This is a genomic window from Microbacterium sp. NPDC055312 (assembly GCF_053645675.1).
This window is the reverse complement of the sequence record NZ_JBSHMU010000001.1, coordinates 550,448-570,002: the sequence shown is the minus strand read 5'-3', so window position 1 is coordinate 570,002 and position 19,555 is coordinate 550,448. Positions and strand designations below refer to the sequence as shown.

Sequence of the window (19,555 nt, the reverse complement as noted above, 5' to 3'; positions counted from 1 at the left end):
GATGGATGACTGTGACTGCCGAGTATTCCGCCCACCATCTCCAGGTTCTCGAGGGCCTCGAGGCCGTGCGCAAGCGCCCCGGCATGTACATCGGCTCGAACGGTTCGCCGGGTCTCATGCACTGCCTGTGGGAGATCATCGACAACTCGGTCGACGAGGCCGTCGCCGGCAACGGCTCGAAGATCGACATCACGCTGCACGCCGACGGAAGCGTCGAGGTCGCCGACCGCGGTCGCGGCGTGCCTGTCGATGTCGAGCCCCGCACCGGGCTCACCGGCGTCGAGGTCGTGTACACCAAGCTGCACGCGGGCGGGAAGTTCGGCGGCGGCTCGTACGCGGCATCCGGCGGTCTGCACGGTGTCGGCGCCTCGGTCGTGAACGCGCTGTCGGAGCGCCTCGACGTCGAGGTCGACCGCGGCGGCAAGACCTACGCGATGTCGTTCCACCGCGGCGAGCCCGGCGTGTTCGCCGACGACGGCGAGCCGCGCCCCGACGCCCCGTTCACGCCGTTCGAGCAGAAAAGCGAGCTGCGCGTGGTCGGCAAGGTCGCCAAGGGCGTCACCGGCACCAGGGTGCGCTACTGGGCAGACCGGCAGATCTTCACCAAGGACGCCGCGTTCCAGCTTCCCGAGCTCGAGACCCGCGCGCGTCAGACGGCCTTCCTCGTCCCCGGCCTCGAGTTCGAGATCCGCGACGAGCGCCCGGCGCCGGGCTCGGCGGCGCATGCGGAAGGTGCACCGGACGGGGATGCGTCCTCCGGCCCCCGCGTGACCACCTACCTGTACGAGGGCGGCATCTCGGAATTCGTCGAGTACCTGGCATCCGACGCGCCCGTCACCGACACCTGGCGCATCCAGGGCAGCGGACGCTTCACCGAGACGGTGCCCGTGCTGCAGGCCGACGGGCACATGAAGGCGACCGAGGTCGAGCGCGAGTGCGAGGTCGATGTCGCCCTGCGATGGGGCACCGGCTACGACACGACGGTGCGCTCGTTCGTCAACATCATCGCGACGCCCAAGGGCGGCACGCACCAGCAGGGCTTCGAGCAGGAGCTGCTGAAGACCCTGCGCGGCCAGGTCGAGCAGAACGCCCGCCGTCTCAAGGTCGGAAACGACAAGCTCGAGAAGGACGACGTGCTCGCGGGGCTCACCGCGGTGCTCACCGTCACCCTGCCCGAGCCGCAGTTCGAGGGGCAGACCAAGGAGGTTCTCGGCACGCCCGCCGTGCGCACGATCGTCGCGCAGGTGGTGCGCAAGCAGCTCGCCGAGCGCTTCGCGTCGACGAAGCGCGACGACAAGAACCAGGCGTCGATGCTGCTCGACAAGATCGTCTCCGAGATGAAGGCCCGGGTCTCGGCGCGAGCGCACAAGGAGACGCAGCGGCGCAAAACGGCGCTCGAGTCTTCGTCGCTGCCCGCGAAGCTGGTCGACTGCCGGTCGAAGGACTTCGAGCAGAGCGAGCTGTTCATCGTCGAGGGCGATTCGGCGCTCGGCACGGCACGGCATGCCCGCAACAGCGAGTTCCAGGCGCTGCTGCCGATCCGCGGCAAGATCCTCAACGTGCAGAAGGCGTCGGTGAGCGACATGCTCGGCAACGCCGAGTGTGCGGCGATCATCACGACGATCGGCGCCGGCTCCGGTCGCTCCTTCGACCTCAGCGCCGCGCGCTACGGCAAGGTGATCCTGATGAGCGACGCCGACGTCGACGGCGCGCACATCCGCACCCTGCTGCTCACCCTCTTCTTCCGCTACATGCGCCCGCTCGTCGAGGCGGGTCGGGTGTACTCCGCCGTCCCGCCGCTGCACCGTGTGATCGTGATGAATCCCGGCTCGAAGCCGAACGAGACCATCTACACTTACTCTGAGGCCGAACTCCACGCTCTGCTCGCGAAGCTGCAGAAGGCCGGCAAGCGCTGGCAGGATCCGATCCAGCGCTACAAGGGCCTGGGGGAGATGGATGCCGATCAGCTCGCCAACACGACCATGGAGAAGTCCGGTCGGCTGCTGCGCCGTGTGACGATCGAAGACGCCGAGTCGGCGGATGCCGCGGTGCGCACCTTCGAGCTGCTGATGGGCAGCGAGGTGGCGCCGCGCCGCGAGTTCATCATGAGCTCGAGCGACCGGCTCAGCCGCGAGGCCATCGACGCCTGACCCCCGGACCCCCCAACTGGTCCCCTGAGCCTCAACTGGGTCCCCGCCACCAACTCGGCCCCTGACGCCCCACCCTGGGCCCCTGAGCCTGTCGAAGGGCCCCGCCACCAACTCGGCCCCAGACGCCCCACCCTGGGCCCCTGAGCCTGTCGAAGGGTCAGCCGATCGCGGTGCCGACCGACCCGATCACGGCATCCAGCGGCTGGCCGGAGCCGTCGCGCTTCGCACCGGACTCGGGCAGAACGCGAGCCGCGCCGTCGGTCCCGACCGCGCGCGGATGGGCGCCGACCCAGGCCAGGCGAAGACCGTCCTCGCCCTTGAGCAGTGCGTGCGCGCGCACGCCTCCGGTCGCACGGCCCTTCGCGGGGAACTCGGCGAAGTCCGAGACCTTCGCCCGGCCCGCGTCGGCGCCCGCCAGGGTGCCCGCCGCACCCGAGACGGTGACCACGACGGCGTCGTCGGCCGCGTCGACCACCGTGAACGAGATGACCTGGCTGTTCGCGCCGAGCTTCATCCCGGCCATGCCGCCGGCGGGGGCCCCCTGGGGGCGCACGTTCGCCGCCGCGAAGTGCAGCAGCTGGGCATCCGAGGTGACGAAGACGAGCTCCGCGTCGTCGGGGGCGGATGCCGCGCCGACGACCACGTCCTTCGGCTTCAGCCCGATGATCTCCAACTCGGGCCGCACGGCGAGTGTCGAGGGGATGACGCGCTTCACCACACCGTCCCTGGTGCCCAGGGCGACGGGGGTGTCGTCGTCGAAGCGGATGAGGGCGATGACCCGCTCGGTGCGGTCGGTCAACCCGAGGTAGTCGGAGATGCGCACGCCGGCACCGAGACCGACCGACGAGGCGGGCACGGCAGGGATGTCGAGGGGCGTGAACCGCACGACCCGTCCCGCCGTGGTGACTGCGCCGATCTCGCTGCGCGTGGTCGTCTCCAGGCGCGCCTGAATGGCATCGTGCTTGCTGCGACGCGGCGGCGTCGTGATCACGACGCCCGGCTCGAGGTCGACGCGCACGGCGCGCCCCGTGGTCGACAGCAGCAGCGTCGTCGGGGCATCCGCGATCTGCAGCTCCGCAGCCGACTTCGTGGTGCGCGCCTTGGGCGGCGCGGCGTTGAGCAGCAGGGTGCGCCGGTGCGTGCCGAACTGCTCGGCCACGGCATCCAGCTCCCGCGCGACCTGAGCGCGGACCAGGGCCGGATCGGCCAGCAGCGTCTCGAGCTCGGCGATCTCCGCGAGCAGCTTGTCGCGCTCGGCCTCGAGCTCGAGACGTGAGAACTTCGTCAGGCGGCGCAGACGCAGCTCGAGGATGTACTCGGCCTGCACCTCATCGAGCTCGAACACCTGCTGCAGGCGCGCGCGGGCGGTCTCGGAGTCGTCGGACGAGCGGATGACCTGGATGACCTCGTCGATGTCGAGGATCGCCAGCAGCAGACCGCGCACGAGATGCAGCCGCTCGTTGCGCCGCGCGAGGCGGTATCGGCTGCGTCGCGTGACGACCTCGACACGGTGCTGCAGGTACACCCGCAGCAGCTCCTTGAGGCCGAGGGTGCGCGGCTGACCGTCGACGAGCGCGACGTTGTTGATCGAGAACGACTCCTCGAGCGGGGTGAAGCGGAACAGCTGCTCGAGCACCGCGGCCGGGTCGAAACCGGTCTTCACGGTGACGACCAGCCGCAGACCGTTCTTGCGATCGGTCAGATCCTGCACATCGCTGATGCCCTGCAGTTTCTTCGCGCCTACCGCGTCTTTGAGCTTCTCGATGACGCGCTCGGGCCCGACCTGGTAGGGCAGCTCGGTGATGACGATGCCGGTCTTGCGCGGCCCGAGCGGTTCGATCGAGGTCTTCGCGCGCAGTCGGAAGGCCCCACGGCCCGACTCGTACGCGTCCTTGACGCCGTCGAGGCCCATCAGGATCCCACCCGACGGGAAGTCGGGGCCGGGCACGAACTCCCTCAGCTCGGCGGTGGTCGCCTCGGGGTTCTCGAGCAGGTGGGTGGCCGCCGCGACGACCTCGATGAGGTTGTGCGGGGCCATGTTCGTCGCCATGCCGACGGCGATGCCGCTGGCGCCGTTGACGAGCAGGTTGGGGAAGGCCGCCGAGAGCACGGCGGGCTGCTGGAACTGGCCGTCGTAGTTGGGCACGAAGTCGACGACGTCCTCGTCGAGGTTCTCGGTCATCGCCAGAGCGGATGCCGCCAGCCGCGCCTCGGTGTATCGGGATGCCGCCGGGCCGTCATCGAGCGAGCCGAAGTTGCCGTGGCCGTCGACGAGCGGCACGCGCAGCGCGAAGTCCTGGGCGAGGCGCACCAGGGCGTCGTAGATGGCGGAGTCGCCGTGCGGGTGCAGCTTTCCCATCACCTCGCCCACGACGCGGGCGCTCTTGACGTGGCCGCGATCGGGGCGCAGCCCCATCTCGGCCATCTGGTACAGGATGCGACGCTGCACGGGCTTCAGTCCGTCACGGGCGTCGGGCAGTGCGCGGGAGTAGATCACCGAGTAGGCGTACTCGAGGAACGAGCCCTGCATCTCCTGCGACAGGTCGATGTCCTGGATGCGCTCCTGGACGGGCTCGGATGACGAGGGCTTTGGCATGGACTTCCTGCAGGTCGCTCGGTGCGGACTCGCGACGGCGCTCGGGCGCGGCGCGTCGGGCCACCTGTGCGAGACTGACCCGGATGCCTCTCATCCTACCGACCAGCCTTGATTCGACGCGGAGCATCAGCGGGGTGGCGCCACAGCTTCTCGCCTCGCTGCGCGGCGGAACCGCCGACCTCCGCACGGTGCGCTCTGTCGTGCTGGTGGTCGTGGACGGGCTGGGCGCGCCGGCACTGCGCGCGCACGCCGGACACGCGCGCACACTGTCGTCGGCCATGGCGAAGAAGGACGTCGCGGGATCCGTGTTCCCCACCACCACGGCAGCCGCGCTGACCAGCCTGCTCACCGGGGCCGCTCCCGGAACGCACGGCCTAGTCGGCTACCGTGTGCGCGATCCGGAGTCCGACAGGCTGGTGAACCTGCTCAGCGGGTGGGAGGCCGCAGGCTGCGACCCCGTGCAGTGGCAGAGCAGCCCGACGGTCTTCGAGCAGGCCGCGGCCGCCGGGCATCCGGCGTTCGCCGTCGGGATCCCGGCCTACGCCGGCAGCGGATTCTCCCGAGCGACGCTGCGCGGCGCCGACTTCCGGTCGGCGCGCGGAGCGGCCGAGCGGGTGGAGCTGGCCTGGGAGCTCGCGGATGCTCACGACGGGGCCCTCGTGTACTGCTACCTGCCCGAGGTCGACAAGGCGGGCCATCGCCACGGCGTCGACTCGGCCGAGTGGGTCGCCGCCCTGGAGGATGTCGATGCCGCACTCGCGCGGCGGATCCCCGACGGGGTGGGGGTGCTGGTCACCGCCGATCACGGGATGATCGACGTGCCGCACCACCGGCAGCTCGTGCTGGATGCGGCGGGGGGCTGGCACGACGGCATCCGGCACATCGGCGGCGAACCGCGGATGCTGCACGTCTACACCGAGCCCGACGCTGACCAGGCCGGTCTGCTCTCGCGCTGGCGACGGGACCTGGGCGGTGCGGCCGACGTGGTCAGCCGCACCGAGGCGATCGATGCCGGACTGTTCGGACCGGTGGAGTCGGATGCCGTGCGCGAGCGCATCGGCGACCTGCTGGTGATCGCGCGAGGCAACGTCGCCCTCTACGACGCCGAGGCCGACGACCAGCGCGGGCGCGGCATGGTGGGCCAGCACGGTGCACTGACGCCGGAGGAGTGGCGCGTGCCGTTCATCAGACTCGGTGCCTTCCGGCGCTGAGGTGGTCGGGTCCCCGAGCCTGTCGAAGGGTCACTCGTCGGTGCGCGCTCCGAACACGATCTCGTCCCAGGAGGGCATCGCGTTGCGGCGCTTCCGGCGCCCGCTGGGCTGCTCGGCTGCCGGCTCCGGCTTCGCCTCGGACGGCTTGGCGTCGGACGCCTCGTCTGCGGGCTCGGCGAGCGCATCGAACAGAGCCAGCGGCGACGCGTCGTCATCGTCACCGCCGTCGAACAGCGGTGCGGACTCGCGCTGGCCGCGACGGCGGCGCAGCGCCTCGAGCAGGTCGGCGGTCTCGGAGCTGGTGCGGTGCTCCTCGGGGGCGCGGCGGGCGGCGGCATCCTGAACAGCGGCGCTGGAGTGCTCGGCGACCGGAGCCTCCTCGCTCTCCTCGGGCGGGGGCAGCAGACGCGGGCCGAAGGCGCCCGAGTCGAAGCGGCTCTCGTCCTTGTACGGCGAGACGCGCTCTGCCTCCACCGCGCGAAGGCGCGGGATGAGACCCTCGGGAAGCGAACCCTGCCGGGACAGCTGCGCGGCGTCGGCGTTGATCGGGGAGAGCGTGCTGCGGCGCGGGTCGAACGCCCAGCGCGCATCGTGCGCGACCTCGTTCGCCGTGAACTCGAGCTTGACCGTCCAGCCGGCCTCGTCCTTCCAGCTCGCCCAGCGCTCGTCGGACGCGGCCAGGTCGGAGAGCTTGGCGCGCACGGCGGAGCCGAAGGTGGGCTGGGCATCGGGCTCCACCTCGCTGCCGATCAGCACCGGCACGGCGAGAGCCTGGTTGACGATGTGCTCGCGTTCGGCGAGGACGGGGCCCTCGAAGCGCGCCACATCGGACTCGCTCACGCCGAGCAGCGCGGCGACCTCGACCGCAGTCAGGCCCGCGCGGATCTGCGCCTGGATGTCTCGCGGGCTCGCGGCCAGACGCGCCGGAGCGGGTTCGGCCTCGCGGGTCGCTCGACGCACTTCGCGATGCAGGACGTCGTCGATGGGCAGCGCGAAGCGCTGCCCGGACTCGGTCGCGAGGACGAGGACTCCCGCTTCCGTTCCGATGATGGTGACGTTTTCCATGCTGATGCCCCTCTGATGGGTGTGCATTCATGGTGTCACGCGCACGCTGATCGAGTGGGGAATACGGCGGGCGTGCCGCGAGTTTTCCCGACCGGGCCGACAGGCATTTGCTTATCGGCGCGCAGTCGTGCAAACTATGGCCCGCCGATCACCCGATATCGGATCCCCCCACCCCCCAGATCACACGCACCACGGAAGTGGAGAATCACCGCATGGCAACCGATTACGACGCCCCGCGCAAGAGCGAAGACGACTCCGAGTCGATCGAAGCCCTCAAGGAGCGCGTGCCGAACACCCAGTCCGGCGCCGGCGACGTCGAGGACTCGGACAACCCGACGGGGTTCGAGCTCCCCGGCGCCGACCTCTCCGACATGGAACTCGATGTCGTCGTGCTGCCCGCGCAGCAGGACGAGTTCACCTGCATGAGCTGCTTCCTCGTGAAGCACCGCTCGCAGCTCGACCACGACGGCGCGGACGGCCCGATCTGCAAGGAATGCGCCGCCTGATCACCGACACGCACGCGCCCCGGCCTGATGGCTCGGGGCGCGTTCTGCATTCCGGCGCGTCAGCGACGCTGTGCGCGCGCCGTCCTGATCGCCGCGGCGAGACGGTCGGGGGTGCGGGACGAGATCGTCCAGCTGTTCACCGGGTCGCCCGGATCGGTGATCGGCACGATCACGACGCCGTCGATGCCGCCGCGCAGCAGGTTCCAGCCGTCTCTCGCGATCTGATGCGTGCGCCGGGCCCTGGCCTCCTGGCCGGAGAACTCGCCGGGCTCGCCCAGCCAGGCCGCGTCGATGTGTGCGCGCCCCGCATGCAGCACGCCGTCGACCACGCGGATGGTGGGGGACAGGGCGATGCTCACGACCACCAGCACGAGCGAGACGGCCGCTCCGACGATCAGCGCGAGGCTCGGGTCGAGCGGTGTCAGCACGAGCGACACCATCGGCCCGGCGAGGGCGATGGTGATCAGCAGCGCCAGCCCGGGGGTCAGTCGCTCGCGGTACGTCTCGCGCGTAGCGGGGTGAAGGTTCTGCATTAGCCTCATGGGGTGACTCATTCCGTTGCCGTCCCCATTATCTCGGCGAACGTCCCGTTCTACGCGCACCCCGGAGATGCCGGGGCCGATCTGGTGTCGACCGAGGCGGTCCGGCTCGAGCCCGGTGAGCGGGCGCTGATCGGCACGGGCGTGCGCATCGCGCTGCCCGAGGGGTACGCGGCCTTCGTCGTGCCACGCAGCGGACTCGCCGCCAGGCACGGCATCACCGTGGTCAACTCGCCCGGCACCGTCGACGCGGGCTACCGGGGCGAGATCAAGGTCAGCCTGCTGAACACCGACAGCAGAGAAGCGTACGATGTGGCGGTCGGCGACCGCATCGCGCAGCTCATCGTGATGCCCGTCGTGCAGGCGCGTTTCGAACCCGTCGACGACCTGCCCGACAGCGTCCGCGGTGGCGGCGGATTCGGGTCGACCGGCTACACCCAGGGAAAGAGCGAATGACTGAAGAGATCGAACCCACGCTGAAGTCCGCACCGGCCGACCGGGCGACCGCCGGCCCGTTCGACGACAGCGAGGCGAACCCCGTGCGGCCGTACATCGACCTCGGCGGCATCAAGGTGCTGCCCCGGGAGGGTCTGAACCTGCGTCTCGAGGTCGAGGAGCAGAGCAAGCGGATCGTCGCGGTCGGCCTCGACTACGCCGGCTCGTCGCTGCAGGTGCAGCCGTTCGCGGCGCCGCGCTCGCGCGGGCTGTGGGATGAGACCCGCGTGCAGCTGCGCGACCAGATCCGCACGCAGGGCGGGCGGGTCGAAGAGCGCGAGGGCACGCTGGGCAAGGAGCTGCTCGCCGAGGTGCCTGCCACGGCGGCTGAGGGATCCGGCATGCGGCTGGCGAGATTCGTCGGCGTCGACGGACCGCGCTGGTTCCTGCGCGGAGTCATCGGCGGCGACGCCGCGTCCGACCCCGCCGCGGCCGAGCAGGTCGAAGATCTGTTCCGCTCGATCGTCGTCGTGCGAGGCGTGACGCCGATGCCGCCGCGTGACCTGATCCCGCTGAAGATGCCCTCCACGCCGGGATCGGCGTGACACCGGCCGACGACCGGGACGATTCGCCCGCCCCCGGGCATCCGGCATCCGAGCCGATCGGCTCCGCCGAGCCGACGGCGGCCGACGTGATCGGTGCCGCTCTCGGCGGTGCCGCGCGCCGGGCGGGTCTCAGCACGGAGACCGACGAGGGCGCCCACCGGGTCGTCTGGAGTGCGATGGGCGGCTGGCGCGGGATCGTCGAGTCGGTGCTGCCCAGCCTCGCGTTCGTGATCCTGTTCACTCTGCGCCCGGAGCCCCTGCTGCTCTCCCTCGGCGTGTCGGTCGGGATCGCCGCCGTGTTCACCGTCATCCGCCTCGTGCAGAAGTCGCCGCCCGCTGCGGCGTTCGGGGGCCTGGTGGCCGCGGGGGCGGCGGCGGGTCTGGCGCTGTGGACCGGACGCGGGGCCGACAACTTCGTGCCCGGTCTGATCACGAACGCGGTATACGGCACGGTGATGATCGTCGCGGCCCTCGTCGGCTGGTCGATCATCGGACTCGCGGTCGGCTTCCTGATGGGCGAGGGCACCGCGTGGCGCGGTGACCGTCGCAAGCGCCGCGCGTTCTTCTGGCTGGGGCTGGCCTGGGGCGCGCTGTTCCTGCTGCGACTGTCTGTTCAGCTGCCGCTGTACCTCACGGATCAGGTGACCCTGCTCGGCACGCTCAAGCTGGTCATGGGCCTGCCGCTCTTCGCGCCCATGGTCGCGGTGACATGGCTCGTCGTCCGCGCGCTCTACCGGCGCGCCGAGTAGCGGCGGACCGACGTCCGTTCTGGTAGATTTATCTTGACGTCAAGATAAATTGCTCATTTCCTCGAGTGGTCGTCCGACGCACACTGGTAAGGCAGGCCTTGCTAGCCGTCGCGATCACTCGGCGAGCAAGATGGAAGCGCCTGTCGCTCCCATCCGATCAGAAGGAGACGGATTCGTGTCCACGGTGAACAGCTTCGGTGCCAAGAGCACCCTGACAGTCGGCAGCACCGACTACGAGATCTTCCGCATCGACACGGTGCCTGGTCATGAGAAGCTCCCCTTCGCTCTGAAGGTGCTCCTCGAGAACCAGCTGCGCACCGAGGACGGCGCCAACGTCACGAAGGCGCAGATCGAGGCGCTCGGATCGTGGGACCCCGCAGCGGAGCCCGACACCGAGATCCAGTTCACGCCCGCCCGCGTGGTCATGCAGGACTTCACGGGTGTGCCCTGCATCGTCGACCTCGCCACCATGCGCGAGGCCGTCACGGCGCTCGGCGGCGACCCGAACCGCATCAACCCGCTCTCTCCCGCAGAGATGGTGATCGACCACTCCGTCATCGCCGACCTGTTCGGGCGTCCGGACGCGATCGAGCGCAACGTCGAGATCGAGTACCAGCGCAACGGCGAGCGCTACCAGTTCCTGCGCTGGGGCCAGACCGCGTTCGACGACTTCAAGGTCGTGCCCCCGGGGACGGGAATCGTGCACCAGGTGAACATCGAGCACCTGGCCAAGGTCATCTACGACCGCACCGTCGACGGCGTGCTGCGTGCATACCCGGACACGTGCGTCGGCACCGACTCGCACACCACCATGGTCAATGGTCTGGGCGTGCTCGGCTGGGGCGTCGGCGGCATCGAGGCCGAGGCCGCCATGCTCGGTCAGCCCGTGTCGATGCTCATCCCGCGGGTCGTCGGCTTCAAGCTGACCGGCGAGATCCCCGCCGGTGTCACCGCCACCGACGTGGTGCTGACGATCACCGACATGCTCCGCCAGCACGGCGTGGTCGGCAAGTTCGTCGAGTTCTACGGTGCCGGTGTCGCATCCGTCCCGCTCGCGAACCGCGCCACGATCGGCAACATGTCGCCCGAGTTCGGGTCGACCGCCGCGATGTTCCCCATCGACGACGTGACCCTCGACTACCTGCGCCTCACCGGCCGCGACGAGCACGCCGTCGACCTCGTCGAGCAGTACGCCAAGGTTCAGGGTCTGTGGCACGACGCCGACAAGGAGCCCTCGTACTCCGAGTACATGGAGCTCGACCTCTCGACGGTCGTCCCCTCGATCGCCGGACCCAAGCGCCCGCAGGACAGGATCCTGCTCTCCGAGGCGAAGCAGCAGTTCGAGAAGGACATCGTCAACTACGCGGAAGCCACCACCAGCGACGACATCGTCGACCTCGAGTCGAAGCACTCGTTCCCGGCATCCGACCCCGGTCAGGTTCCCGGCGAGGAATCGCCGACCACGCGCCCGGTGCACATCAACAGCGGCGCTCCGGCGAACGTCTCGCGCCCGGTGCCGGTCACCACGCCCGAGGGGCAGAAGTACATCCTCGACAACGGCGCCGTGACGCTCGCCGCGATCACCTCGTGCACCAACACGTCGAACCCGTCGGTGATGATCGCGGCCGGTCTTCTCGCCCGCAAGGCGCGGGAGAAGGGGCTGAAGCAGAAGCCGTGGGTCAAGACCACGCTCGGCCCCGGCTCGAAGGTCGTCACCGACTACTACGAGAAGTCCGGTCTCGACAAGGACCTCGAGGGTCTCGGCTTCTACACCGTCGGCTACGGCTGCACGATCTGCATCGGAAACTCCGGTCCGCTGATCGAAGAGGTGTCCGAGGCGATCAACGAGCACGACCTCGCGGTGACCGCGGTGCTCTCGGGCAACCGCAACTTCGAGGGCCGGATCAGCCCCGACGTGAAGATGAACTACCTCGCGAGCCCGCCGCTGGTGGTCGCGTACGCGATCGCCGGTTCGATGCACTTCGACTTCGAGACCGACCCGCTCGGCAAGGACGAGGCCGGCAACGACGTCTTCCTGAAGGACATCTGGCCGGCCCCCGAAGAGGTGCAGGAGATCATCGACTCGTCGATCTCGCGCGACCAGTTCATCAAGCAGTACGCCACCGTGTTCGACGGTGACGAGCGCTGGAAGAACCTGCCGACGCCGACCGGTCCGATCTTCGAGTGGGACGACGCGTCGACCTACGTGCGCAAGGCGCCGTACTTCGACGGCATGGAGCTGACCCCGGCCCCGGTCACCGACATCACCGGCGCGCGCGTGCTGGCGACGCTGGGCGACTCGGTCACCACCGATCACATCTCGCCGGCGGGCAACATCAAGGCGGGCACGCCGGCCGCGCAGTACCTCACCGAGCACGGTGTCGAGCAGCGCGACTTCAACTCCTACGGATCGCGTCGAGGCAACCACGAGGTGATGATCCGCGGCACGTTCGCGAACATCCGCCTCAAGAACGCGCTCGTCAAGGCCGTCAACGACGGGCAGCAGATCGAGGGCGGGTTCACCCGCGACTTCACCCAGGAGGGTGGTCCGCAGGCGTACATCTACGACGCGTCGCAGAACTACCAGGATCAGGGCATCCCGCTGGTGATCTTCGGCGGCAAGGAGTACGGTTCGGGCTCGTCGCGCGACTGGGCGGCCAAGGGCACCAACCTTCTCGGCGTCAAGGCGGTCATCACCGAGAGCTTCGAGCGCATCCACCGCTCCAACCTCATCGGCATGGGCGTCGTCCCGCTGCAGTTCCCGGCGGGCGAGACCTGGGAGTCCCTCGGGCTCGACGGCACCGAGGTCATCTCGATCGAGGGCCTGACCGCGCTCAACGAGGGCACCACGCCGAAGACGGTCAAGGTCACCGCCACCCCGAGCGAGTTCTCGGCCGAGGGGCGCGAGCCCATCACCTTCGACGCGGTCGTCCGCATCGACACACCCGGTGAGGCCGACTACTACCGCAACGGCGGCATCCTGCAGTACGTGCTGCGTTCGCTGGTCTGACGCGCGCCGACAGGGGTCCGGATGCTTCGGCATCCGGACCCCTGTCGCATCCGGAACGGCTCGGGACGCGTCGGCATCCGATGCCCGCGTCTGAACCCGAGATAGAATATCCGGATGTGCACGCCGTCCCCGGCGGGCGCCCGACATCGCGGAAGGACGTCCATGCCGATCCTGCCGAGCATCACCGGCCCCCGAGATCTCGATCGACTCTCCAGCGGGGAACTGGTCGAGCTGGCGGACGAGATCCGGGCCTTCCTCGTCGAGAACGTCGCTCGCACCGGCGGTCACCTCGGGCCGAACCTCGGCGTCGTCGAGCTCACGATCGCCCTGCACCGGGTGTTCTCCTCGCCCGATGACCCGATCATCTTCGACACCGGTCACCAGTCGTACGTGCACAAGCTGCTCACCGGGCGCCAGGACTTCTCGAGCCTGCGCTCCCGCGGCGGACTCGCCGGGTACCCGCAGCGTTCCGAGAGCGTGCACGATGTCGTCGAGTCGTCGCACGCGTCGAGCTCGCTGAGCTGGGCGGACGGGATCTCGCGGGCGCTCACCGCCACGGGACGGGCCGATCGGCACGTCGTGGCGGTCGTCGGCGACGGCGCACTCACCGGCGGGATGACCTGGGAGGCGCTGAACAACATCAGCGACGACAACGAGCGCAACCTCGTCATCGTCGTGAACGACAACGGCCGCTCCTACGCGCCGACGATCGGCGGAATGTCGCGCTATCTGAACCGGGTGCGCACCGCGGGCGTGTACCGCGAGATGCACCGAAAGTCCGACCGGCTGTTCCGCGCGTTCGGTCCGCTCGGGCGCGCGGTGTTCCGCGGCGTGCGCGGCGGCACTCACGGGTTCCTCTCGCGCTTCACGAACAACGTGGCGCTGTACTCCAACCTCGACATCAAGTACCTGGGGCCGGTGGACGGGCACGACGTCGACGCGCTCATCGAGACGCTGCGCTACGCCAAGGACTACGGCGCCCCGGTCATCGTGCACGCGATCACCGAGAAGGGCCGCGGCTACCAGCCCGCTCTCGACGACGTGGCCGATCAGTTCCACGCCGTCGGACGCATCGACCCGAAGACCGGCGGCGCGCTGTCGTCGTCGTCCGGCACGTCGTGGACCTCGGTCTTCTCGGACGCGCTCGTCGAGATCGGCGGTCGCGACGACAAGGTCATCGCGATGACCGCGGCGATGCTGCGTCCGACGGGCCTCGCCGCCTTCGCCGAGCGGTTCCCCGATCGGGTGTACGACGTCGGCATCGCCGAGCAGCACGCCGTCGCGTCCGCCGCAGGGCTCGCGTTCGGAGGCCTGCATCCCGTCGTCGCGATCTACGCCACCTTCATGAACCGCGCCTTCGACCAGGTGCTGATGGATGTCGCGCTGCACCGCGCCGGGGTCACGTTCGTGCTCGACCGCGCCGGTGTGACCGGCCCGGACGGGCCCAGCCACAACGGCGTGTGGGATCTGGCGATGCTGCAGATGGTGCCCGGCATCCGGATCGCCGCCCCACGCGACGCCGTGCGCCTGAGCGAATGCCTCGCCGAGGCGGTCACCGTCGACGACGCGCCCACGGTGATCCGCTACCCCAAGGGCGACGTGCCCGACCCGATCACGGCCATCGAGCGCCTCGCCGACGGCACCGACGTGCTCGCCCGCAGCGACGAGGAGGACGTGCTCATCGTCGCGATCGGCTCGTTCGCCGAGATCGCCGTGAAGATCTCCGAGCGGCTGCGCGAGCGAGGGATCGGCGTCACCGTGATCGACCCGCGCTGGGCGGTGCCCGTGCAGCCCGCGGTCGTGACACTGGCCGCGCGGCACCGTCTCGTGATCACCCTGGAGGACGGCATCCGCGTCGGCGGCATCGGCACGCGCGTGCGTCAGGTGCTGCGCGAGGCCGGGATCGACACGGGGGTCGACGAACTGGGCCTGCCGGACGAGTTCCTCGACCACGCGTCCCGCGAGCAGATCCTCGAGGATGCCGGTCTGACGATCGACAAGATCGCGGCCGACATCGTCGCGCAGGTGGGCGGAACACGCATCCCGGTCGCGAAGGCTCCCGGACAGACCGGGGCCATCGACCTCCCACTCATCCAGAAGCGCTGAGCTCGTCGAGCGTCCTCTCGACGATCTCGGTGACCGGCGAGAGCAGCGCAGCCCGCCGCGACGGCACGAGTCCCACGCGCAGCCGGCGCTCGAGCACGTCGTCGGCGCTGAGCGCGCCCTCTTCCCGCACGGCGTCGACCACATCCCGCTCGGTCGCCGCCACGCCGTCGATGAGGGGCGGCCCGGGGAGGCGCTCGGGCAGCGCCACGAGTCGCAGGGCCGCGGTGCGGGACGGGGCGGCATCGAGCCGGGCCAGACCGACCGCCAGATCGACGGCATCCTCGGCCATGCGTCGGTAGGTGGTCAGCTTTCCGCCCAGCACGCTCACGAACCCCTCGCCCGACTCGCTCACAAGATGCCGGCGGGAGACGTCTGCGGTGGCGGCATCCCCGCTGTCGACCAGCGGACGAAGACCGGCGAACGCCCCGAGAACCCGCTCGCGCGGCACGGGCGTGTCGAGCACGCGGTTCAGCGTGTCGAGCAGGAACGTGATCTCGGCATCGGTCGGCGCGGCGACATCCGGCACCGCACCGGGGGCGTCCTCGTCGGTCAGCCCGACGTAGACGAGCCCGTCGGCCTGCGGCAGGGCGAACACGTAACGGCTGATCGAGCCGGGATGCGGGATGGCGAGGGCGGCGGTGGGATGCCCGAGATCGGCGGCGTCGAGCACGATGTGCGTGCCGCGACTGGGCCGTACCCGGATCGCGTCGTCGAGTGAGCCCGCCCAGACACCGGTGGCGTTGATCACGGCGCGAGCGCGCAGGTGCAGACTCTCTCCGGTGAGCAGATCCTCGACATCGGCTCCGCGCGCGTGCAGCGCGCGGGCGCGCACCCGGGTGAGGATACTCGCGCCGAGCGCGGCCGCGGTGCGCGCGACGGTGACGACGAGGCGGGCATCGTCGTCGAGCTGTCCGTCGTACCCGACCATGCCGCCGCGAAGGCGATCCGCTGCCAGCGCCGGCACGAGGCGGCGGGCGTGGCGGGCGGACACGACATGCGGGGCGGGCAGGACGGTGCGAGGCGTGCGTGCGTGCACGCGCAGCGCGTCGCCGATCGCCATGCCCACGGCCCCTGCGCCGCGCTGCCGGAGGTCGACGCCGGGCGCGAACGGCATCAGCTGGGGGAGCGGGTGGGTGAGGTGCGGTGCGATGGCGGTCATCAGCAGGTGGCGCTCCATCGCACTCTCCCGGGCCGTCGCGATGTCTCCGGTCGCGAGGTACCGCAGACCGCCGTGCACGAGCTTCGAGCTGAACCGGCTGGTGCCGAAGGCGAGATCCTGCGCCTCGATCAGCACGACGCTCAGCCCTCGCGCCGCGGCATCGAGCGCCGCGCCGGCCCCCGTGATGCCCCCGCCGACGACGAGCACGTCGGCCGTGGTCTCGGCAGCCGCGGTGAGCTCGATCCGCCGTCGGGACGCGTTCAGAGCCGCGGTCGGTGCTCTCATGGCCGCAGCATCCCGTCGACGGCGGCGCGCAGCTCGTCGTCCCAGGCGTCGTCGCTGATCAGGTCGGCGACGGTGCCGTGCGACAGGATCGCGGACTGCGTCATGACCAGCAGCATCACGGCGATGTGTGCCGGATCGCCGGGTCGCACGGATCCGGCTGACTGCGCGGCGGAGACGGAAGCGGACAGCCAGCCGAGGATTGCGCGCTGGCTGGCACCGAACCGGTGCAGGGTGTACCGCGTGAAGATCTCCGGCTCGCGCTCGAGCAGCGCGGCGTACAGGGCATCCGATCGGAATGCGCGGGTGAACTCCTGCACGGCGGTGACCAGGGAGGGTCGGTCGGCGGCGATCGGGATGCCGTCGAGCAGGCGCAGCATGCGCCGCAGCAGCGTCGAGCGCACCACCTCGTCGGCGCTGGCCCAGCTGCGATACACAGTGGGGCGGCTGATCCCGGCGGTGCGCGCGAGTTCGGCGATCGCGAGCCCCCGCACGCCGCGCTGCGCGATCAGTCGCTCAGCGGCGTCGAGGATGCGATGCTGCATGGCGTCCCAGCCGGCCGGGTGACCGGCGGCCTTCAGCAGTTGACGATCTTCCATGATCTGTCACACTGTAACGCATGAGGTCCACGAGCGACACCGCTGTCGAGCCGCCCGAGATGCGCTGGAACGGGTGGGGCGACCCCGACGGTGCCGTCGGACTGCCCCGCGCGGTGCGCGCGCTGCTGCCTCTTCTGCTGGGCCGCGTGCCGCGGCCCGAGCCTGCGCCGGAGCTCGACGCGGTGCAGGTGGCACCCTCGCGCCTCTCCGACGACGACCTGGCGGCCCTGGCCGGTGTCGTCGGCGACGGCGGGGTCCGCACCGACGCCGAGTCCCGGGTGCGGCGCTCCGGCGGAAGATCCACGCCCGATCTGCTACACCGACGCGCCTCTCACCAGCAGGCGCCCGACGCGGTCGCGCGTCCCGCGACGCACGCCGAGGTCGCCGCGGTGCTGCGCGTCGCGCACGAGCGCGGTATCGCGGTCGTGCCGTTCGGCGGCGGGACGAGCGTGGTCGGCGGGGTCGACCCGGACGCCGGCCGTCACCACGCCGTGATCGCACTGGATCTCGCGCGGCTGCGCGGATTGGTCCACGTCGACGCGGTCAGCCGCGAAGCCGTGCTTCTCGCCGGCACGCGCGGCCCCGAAGCGGAGCGTCTGCTCGCAGAGCACGGCCTCGAGCTCGGGCACTATCCGCAGAGCTTCCGCTATGCCAGCATCGGCGGATTCGCTGCAGCGCGCTCGTCGGGCCAGAACTCCGCCGGGTACGGGCGATTCGACACCATGGTCACCGGACTGCGCATGGCGACGCCCACCGGAGACCTCGATCTCGGCCGCGCCCCCGGGTCGGCAGCCGGCCCCGACCTGACCCGACTGATGCTCGGCTCGGAGGGCGCATTCGGGGTGATCACCGAGGTGCGCGTGCGCGTGCACCCGACACCGGCAGATCGGATCGTCGAGTCGTGGACGTTCCCCGACTTCACCACCGGCGCGAACGCCCTGCGCGAGGTCGTGCAGCGCGGCGGCACGCCCACCGTCATCCGGCTCTCCGATGAGGCGGAGACCGGCGTGAGCCTCGCCCAGGTGGGACGCATCGGCAAGGTGCTCGCCAAGGGGGCGAGCGCGGTGACCGTGTTCGAAGGGGAGGATGCCGAGCACAGGCGAGCGCGCACCGCCGAGCTGCTCGCCGCAGCCGGCGGCACGAGCACCGGGCGCAGTGCTGCCGAGGAGTGGGCGAGAACGCGCTTCGACGGGCCGTACCTGCGTGACGCGCTGCTCGACGCGGGCGTGTTCTGCGAGACGCTCGAGACAGCGACCACCTGGGCGAATCTGCACCGGCTGCGCGCCGCGGTGACATCGGCTCTCAAGGACGGGTTCGCGGATGCCGGCGCCAAGAGCTTCGTGATGTGCCACATCTCGCACGTGTACCCGACAGGCGCCTCGCTGTACTTCACCGTGCTCGCCGGTGTCCGAGGCGACCAGCTGCGCACCTGGGACGCCGTCAAACGGCGCGTGGGCGACACGATCATGGCATCCGGCGGCACGATCACCCATCACCACGCGATCGGCCGCGATCACGCCGCCTGGCTGCCGCAGGAGATCGGCGAGACGGGCATCCGCATCCTTCGCGCGGTCAAACGCGAACTCGACCCGCACGGCGTCATGAACCCCAATGCGCTGATCCCCGAGGAACCATCCCGTGAATGAGCCCGTGCGCCTCGCGCTCATCGTGAACCCTCAGGCGGGCAAGGGCCACGGGGCGCGCGTCGGTGCCGAGGCCGAGGGAGCGCTGCGGGCGGCCGGAGCCGAGGTGACCGTCTTCACGGGACGATCCGCCGAGCAGACCCGCTCCCTCGCCCGCGGGGCGGTGCGCGCGGCGCCCGACGGGATCGTCGTCGTCGGCGGTGACGGCACACTGACCGGCATCGTCGACGTGCTCACCGAGACCGGACATCCGATCACGCTCGTGCCGGCCGGCACCGGGAACGACCTCGCCCGAGCGCTCGGCATCCCCACCGACGATCCGCGGAAGGCCGCACTCGTCGCGCTGAACGGGTCGGTTCGCACCATCGACCTCGGCACGATCGAGTCCCAGGGCGAGACGAGGGTGTTCCTCACCGTGGCGGCTCTCGGATTCGATGCGAAGGTGAGCGAGCGCACGAACACGCTGCGCTATCCGAGCGGTCGACTGCGCTACTACCTCGCGGTGATCGTCGAGCTCGTGCGGCTGCGTCCGATGGTGTTCCGGATATCCGTCGACGGAGGCGAGGAGCGCGTGCTGCCCGGCACCCTGCTGGCCGTCGGCAACACCCGCAGCTACGGTGGCGGCATGCCGATCTGCGCCGACGCCCGGGCGGACGACGGTCGGCTCGACGTCGTGCATGTCGCCCCGCTCACGCGCGCCCGGCTGATCCGCCTCTTCCCGCTGCTGCTGCGCGGGAGCCACCTGGGTCGCCCCGAGGTCTGGCGACTGCAGGCCACCTCGGTGCGGGTGTCCGCCCCCGACCTTGTCGTCTACGCCGACGGCGAGCGCGTCGGCGCCGGCGAATGCACCATCGGCGTCCGCCCGGCCGCCGTCACGATGATGACCCCGAGGGAGTGAGC

The 19,555-nt window shown here is 70.4% G+C and carries 15 protein-coding genes; 10 read left to right on the top strand and 5 right to left on the bottom strand.

From position 1 onward, the window contains the following. Positions 1 to 5: 5 nt before the first annotated feature. Positions 6 to 2,150 carry a DNA gyrase/topoisomerase IV subunit B gene (locus ACWIDW_RS02770; RefSeq protein WP_454122767.1) on the top strand — a complete coding sequence of 715 codons (2,145 nt, stop codon included), beginning with the start codon at positions 6 to 8 and terminating at the stop codon, positions 2,148 to 2,150. 157 nt (positions 2,151 to 2,307) lie between these two features. On the opposite strand, the gene ACWIDW_RS02765 is transcribed toward ACWIDW_RS02770, so the two are convergent. Further along, complete coding sequence (locus ACWIDW_RS02765) at positions 2,308 to 4,746, bottom strand: DNA gyrase/topoisomerase IV subunit A (RefSeq protein WP_454122765.1); 2,439 nt, start codon at positions 4,744 to 4,746, stop codon at positions 2,308 to 2,310. An 83-nt stretch (positions 4,747 to 4,829) separates the two neighbouring features. Here ACWIDW_RS02765 and ACWIDW_RS02760 point away from each other — a divergent pair, with 83 nt between their 5' ends. After that, positions 4,830 to 5,957 carry an alkaline phosphatase family protein gene (locus tag ACWIDW_RS02760; RefSeq protein WP_454122764.1) on the top strand — a complete coding sequence of 376 codons (1,128 nt, stop codon included), beginning with the start codon at positions 4,830 to 4,832 and terminating at the stop codon, positions 5,955 to 5,957. Between the two features lie 30 nt (positions 5,958 to 5,987). On the opposite strand, the gene sepH is transcribed toward ACWIDW_RS02760, so the two are convergent. Continuing rightward, on the bottom strand, positions 5,988 to 7,022 hold the full coding sequence (sepH, locus tag ACWIDW_RS02755; RefSeq protein ID WP_454122763.1) for a septation protein SepH: 1,035 nt from the start codon (positions 7,020 to 7,022) through the stop codon (positions 5,988 to 5,990). A gap of 212 nt (positions 7,023 to 7,234) precedes the next feature. Here sepH and ACWIDW_RS02750 point away from each other — a divergent pair, with 212 nt between their 5' ends. Beyond that, positions 7,235 to 7,528 (top strand): DUF4193 domain-containing protein, encoded by a 294-nt coding sequence (locus tag ACWIDW_RS02750; protein ID WP_313356014.1) that lies wholly within the window; start codon positions 7,235 to 7,237, stop codon positions 7,526 to 7,528. A 59-nt stretch (positions 7,529 to 7,587) separates the two neighbouring features. On the opposite strand, the gene ACWIDW_RS02745 is transcribed toward ACWIDW_RS02750, so the two are convergent. After that, positions 7,588 to 8,070, bottom strand: coding sequence for a DUF3093 family protein (locus tag ACWIDW_RS02745; protein ID WP_454122761.1), 483 nt, complete (start codon positions 8,068 to 8,070; stop codon positions 7,588 to 7,590). Positions 8,071 to 8,073: 3 nt separating this feature from the next. On the opposite strand from ACWIDW_RS02745, the gene dut reads away from it, so the two are divergent. From dut to dxs, 5 genes are all read left to right on the top strand, one after another. Beyond that, complete coding sequence (dut, locus tag ACWIDW_RS02740; RefSeq protein ID WP_454122760.1) at positions 8,074 to 8,523, top strand: dUTP diphosphatase; 450 nt, start codon at positions 8,074 to 8,076, stop codon at positions 8,521 to 8,523. Beyond that, positions 8,520 to 9,107 carry a DUF3710 domain-containing protein gene (locus tag ACWIDW_RS02735; protein WP_454122758.1) on the top strand — a complete coding sequence of 196 codons (588 nt, stop codon included), beginning with the start codon at positions 8,520 to 8,522 and terminating at the stop codon, positions 9,105 to 9,107. Before dut ends, ACWIDW_RS02735 begins: the two co-directional genes overlap by 4 nt. After that, positions 9,104 to 9,856 carry a DUF3159 domain-containing protein gene (locus ACWIDW_RS02730; protein ID WP_454122756.1) on the top strand — a complete coding sequence of 251 codons (753 nt, stop codon included), beginning with the start codon at positions 9,104 to 9,106 and terminating at the stop codon, positions 9,854 to 9,856. Before ACWIDW_RS02735 ends, ACWIDW_RS02730 begins: the two co-directional genes overlap by 4 nt. A 130-nt stretch (positions 9,857 to 9,986) precedes the next feature. Further along, positions 9,987 to 12,866 carry an aconitate hydratase gene (locus tag ACWIDW_RS02725; protein WP_454122754.1) on the top strand — a complete coding sequence of 960 codons (2,880 nt, stop codon included), beginning with the start codon at positions 9,987 to 9,989 and terminating at the stop codon, positions 12,864 to 12,866. 162 nt (positions 12,867 to 13,028) lie between these two features. Next, positions 13,029 to 14,972: a 1-deoxy-D-xylulose-5-phosphate synthase gene (dxs, locus tag ACWIDW_RS02720; protein ID WP_454122753.1), complete on the top strand. Its 1,944-nt coding sequence runs from the start codon at positions 13,029 to 13,031 to the stop codon at positions 14,970 to 14,972. Here the strand turns inward: dxs and ACWIDW_RS02715 are convergent. After that, on the bottom strand, positions 14,956 to 16,416 hold the full coding sequence (locus ACWIDW_RS02715) for a glycerol-3-phosphate dehydrogenase/oxidase (protein WP_454122751.1): 1,461 nt from the start codon (positions 16,414 to 16,416) through the stop codon (positions 14,956 to 14,958). The two genes, dxs and ACWIDW_RS02715, sit on opposite strands and share 17 nt — an antisense overlap. After that, positions 16,413 to 17,012 (bottom strand): TetR/AcrR family transcriptional regulator, encoded by a 600-nt coding sequence (locus ACWIDW_RS02710; protein ID WP_454122749.1) that lies wholly within the window; start codon positions 17,010 to 17,012, stop codon positions 16,413 to 16,415. The genes ACWIDW_RS02715 and ACWIDW_RS02710 overlap by 4 nt, the downstream gene beginning before the upstream one ends. A gap of 20 nt (positions 17,013 to 17,032) precedes the next feature. Here ACWIDW_RS02710 and ACWIDW_RS02705 point away from each other — a divergent pair, with 20 nt between their 5' ends. Beyond that, entirely contained in the window at positions 17,033 to 18,658 is a 1,626-nt protein-coding gene (locus tag ACWIDW_RS02705) for an FAD-binding oxidoreductase (protein WP_454122747.1), read from the top strand. Further along, positions 18,651 to 19,553: a diacylglycerol/lipid kinase family protein gene (locus tag ACWIDW_RS02700; protein WP_454122745.1), complete on the top strand. Its 903-nt coding sequence runs from the start codon at positions 18,651 to 18,653 to the stop codon at positions 19,551 to 19,553. The genes ACWIDW_RS02705 and ACWIDW_RS02700 overlap by 8 nt, the downstream gene beginning before the upstream one ends. Positions 19,554 to 19,555: the final 2 nt, after the last annotated feature.

Excerpts from the sequence above, each read along its gene's own strand:
- sepH (WP_454122763.1), bottom strand. The coding sequence starts at position 7,022 with ATGGAAAACGTCACCATCATCGGAACGGAAGCGGGAGTCCTCGTCCTC.
- ACWIDW_RS02770 (WP_454122767.1), top strand. The coding sequence starts at position 6 with ATGACTGTGACTGCCGAGTATTCCGCCCACCATCTCCAGGTTCTCGAG.
- ACWIDW_RS02715 (WP_454122751.1), bottom strand. The coding sequence starts at position 16,416 with ATGAGAGCACCGACCGCGGCTCTGAACGCGTCCCGACGGCGGATCGAG.
- ACWIDW_RS02760 (WP_454122764.1), top strand. The coding sequence starts at position 4,830 with ATGCCTCTCATCCTACCGACCAGCCTTGATTCGACGCGGAGCATCAGC.
- ACWIDW_RS02745 (WP_454122761.1), bottom strand. The coding sequence starts at position 8,070 with ATGAGGCTAATGCAGAACCTTCACCCCGCTACGCGCGAGACGTACCGC.
- ACWIDW_RS02765 (WP_454122765.1), bottom strand. The coding sequence starts at position 4,746 with ATGCCAAAGCCCTCGTCATCCGAGCCCGTCCAGGAGCGCATCCAGGAC.
- ACWIDW_RS02705 (WP_454122747.1), top strand. The coding sequence starts at position 17,033 with ATGAGGTCCACGAGCGACACCGCTGTCGAGCCGCCCGAGATGCGCTGG.
- ACWIDW_RS02725 (WP_454122754.1), top strand. The coding sequence starts at position 9,987 with ATGGAAGCGCCTGTCGCTCCCATCCGATCAGAAGGAGACGGATTCGTG.
- dxs (WP_454122753.1), top strand. The coding sequence starts at position 13,029 with ATGCCGATCCTGCCGAGCATCACCGGCCCCCGAGATCTCGATCGACTC.
- ACWIDW_RS02750 (WP_313356014.1), top strand. The coding sequence starts at position 7,235 with ATGGCAACCGATTACGACGCCCCGCGCAAGAGCGAAGACGACTCCGAG.
- ACWIDW_RS02735 (WP_454122758.1), top strand. The coding sequence starts at position 8,520 with ATGACTGAAGAGATCGAACCCACGCTGAAGTCCGCACCGGCCGACCGG.
- ACWIDW_RS02710 (WP_454122749.1), bottom strand. The coding sequence starts at position 17,012 with ATGGAAGATCGTCAACTGCTGAAGGCCGCCGGTCACCCGGCCGGCTGG.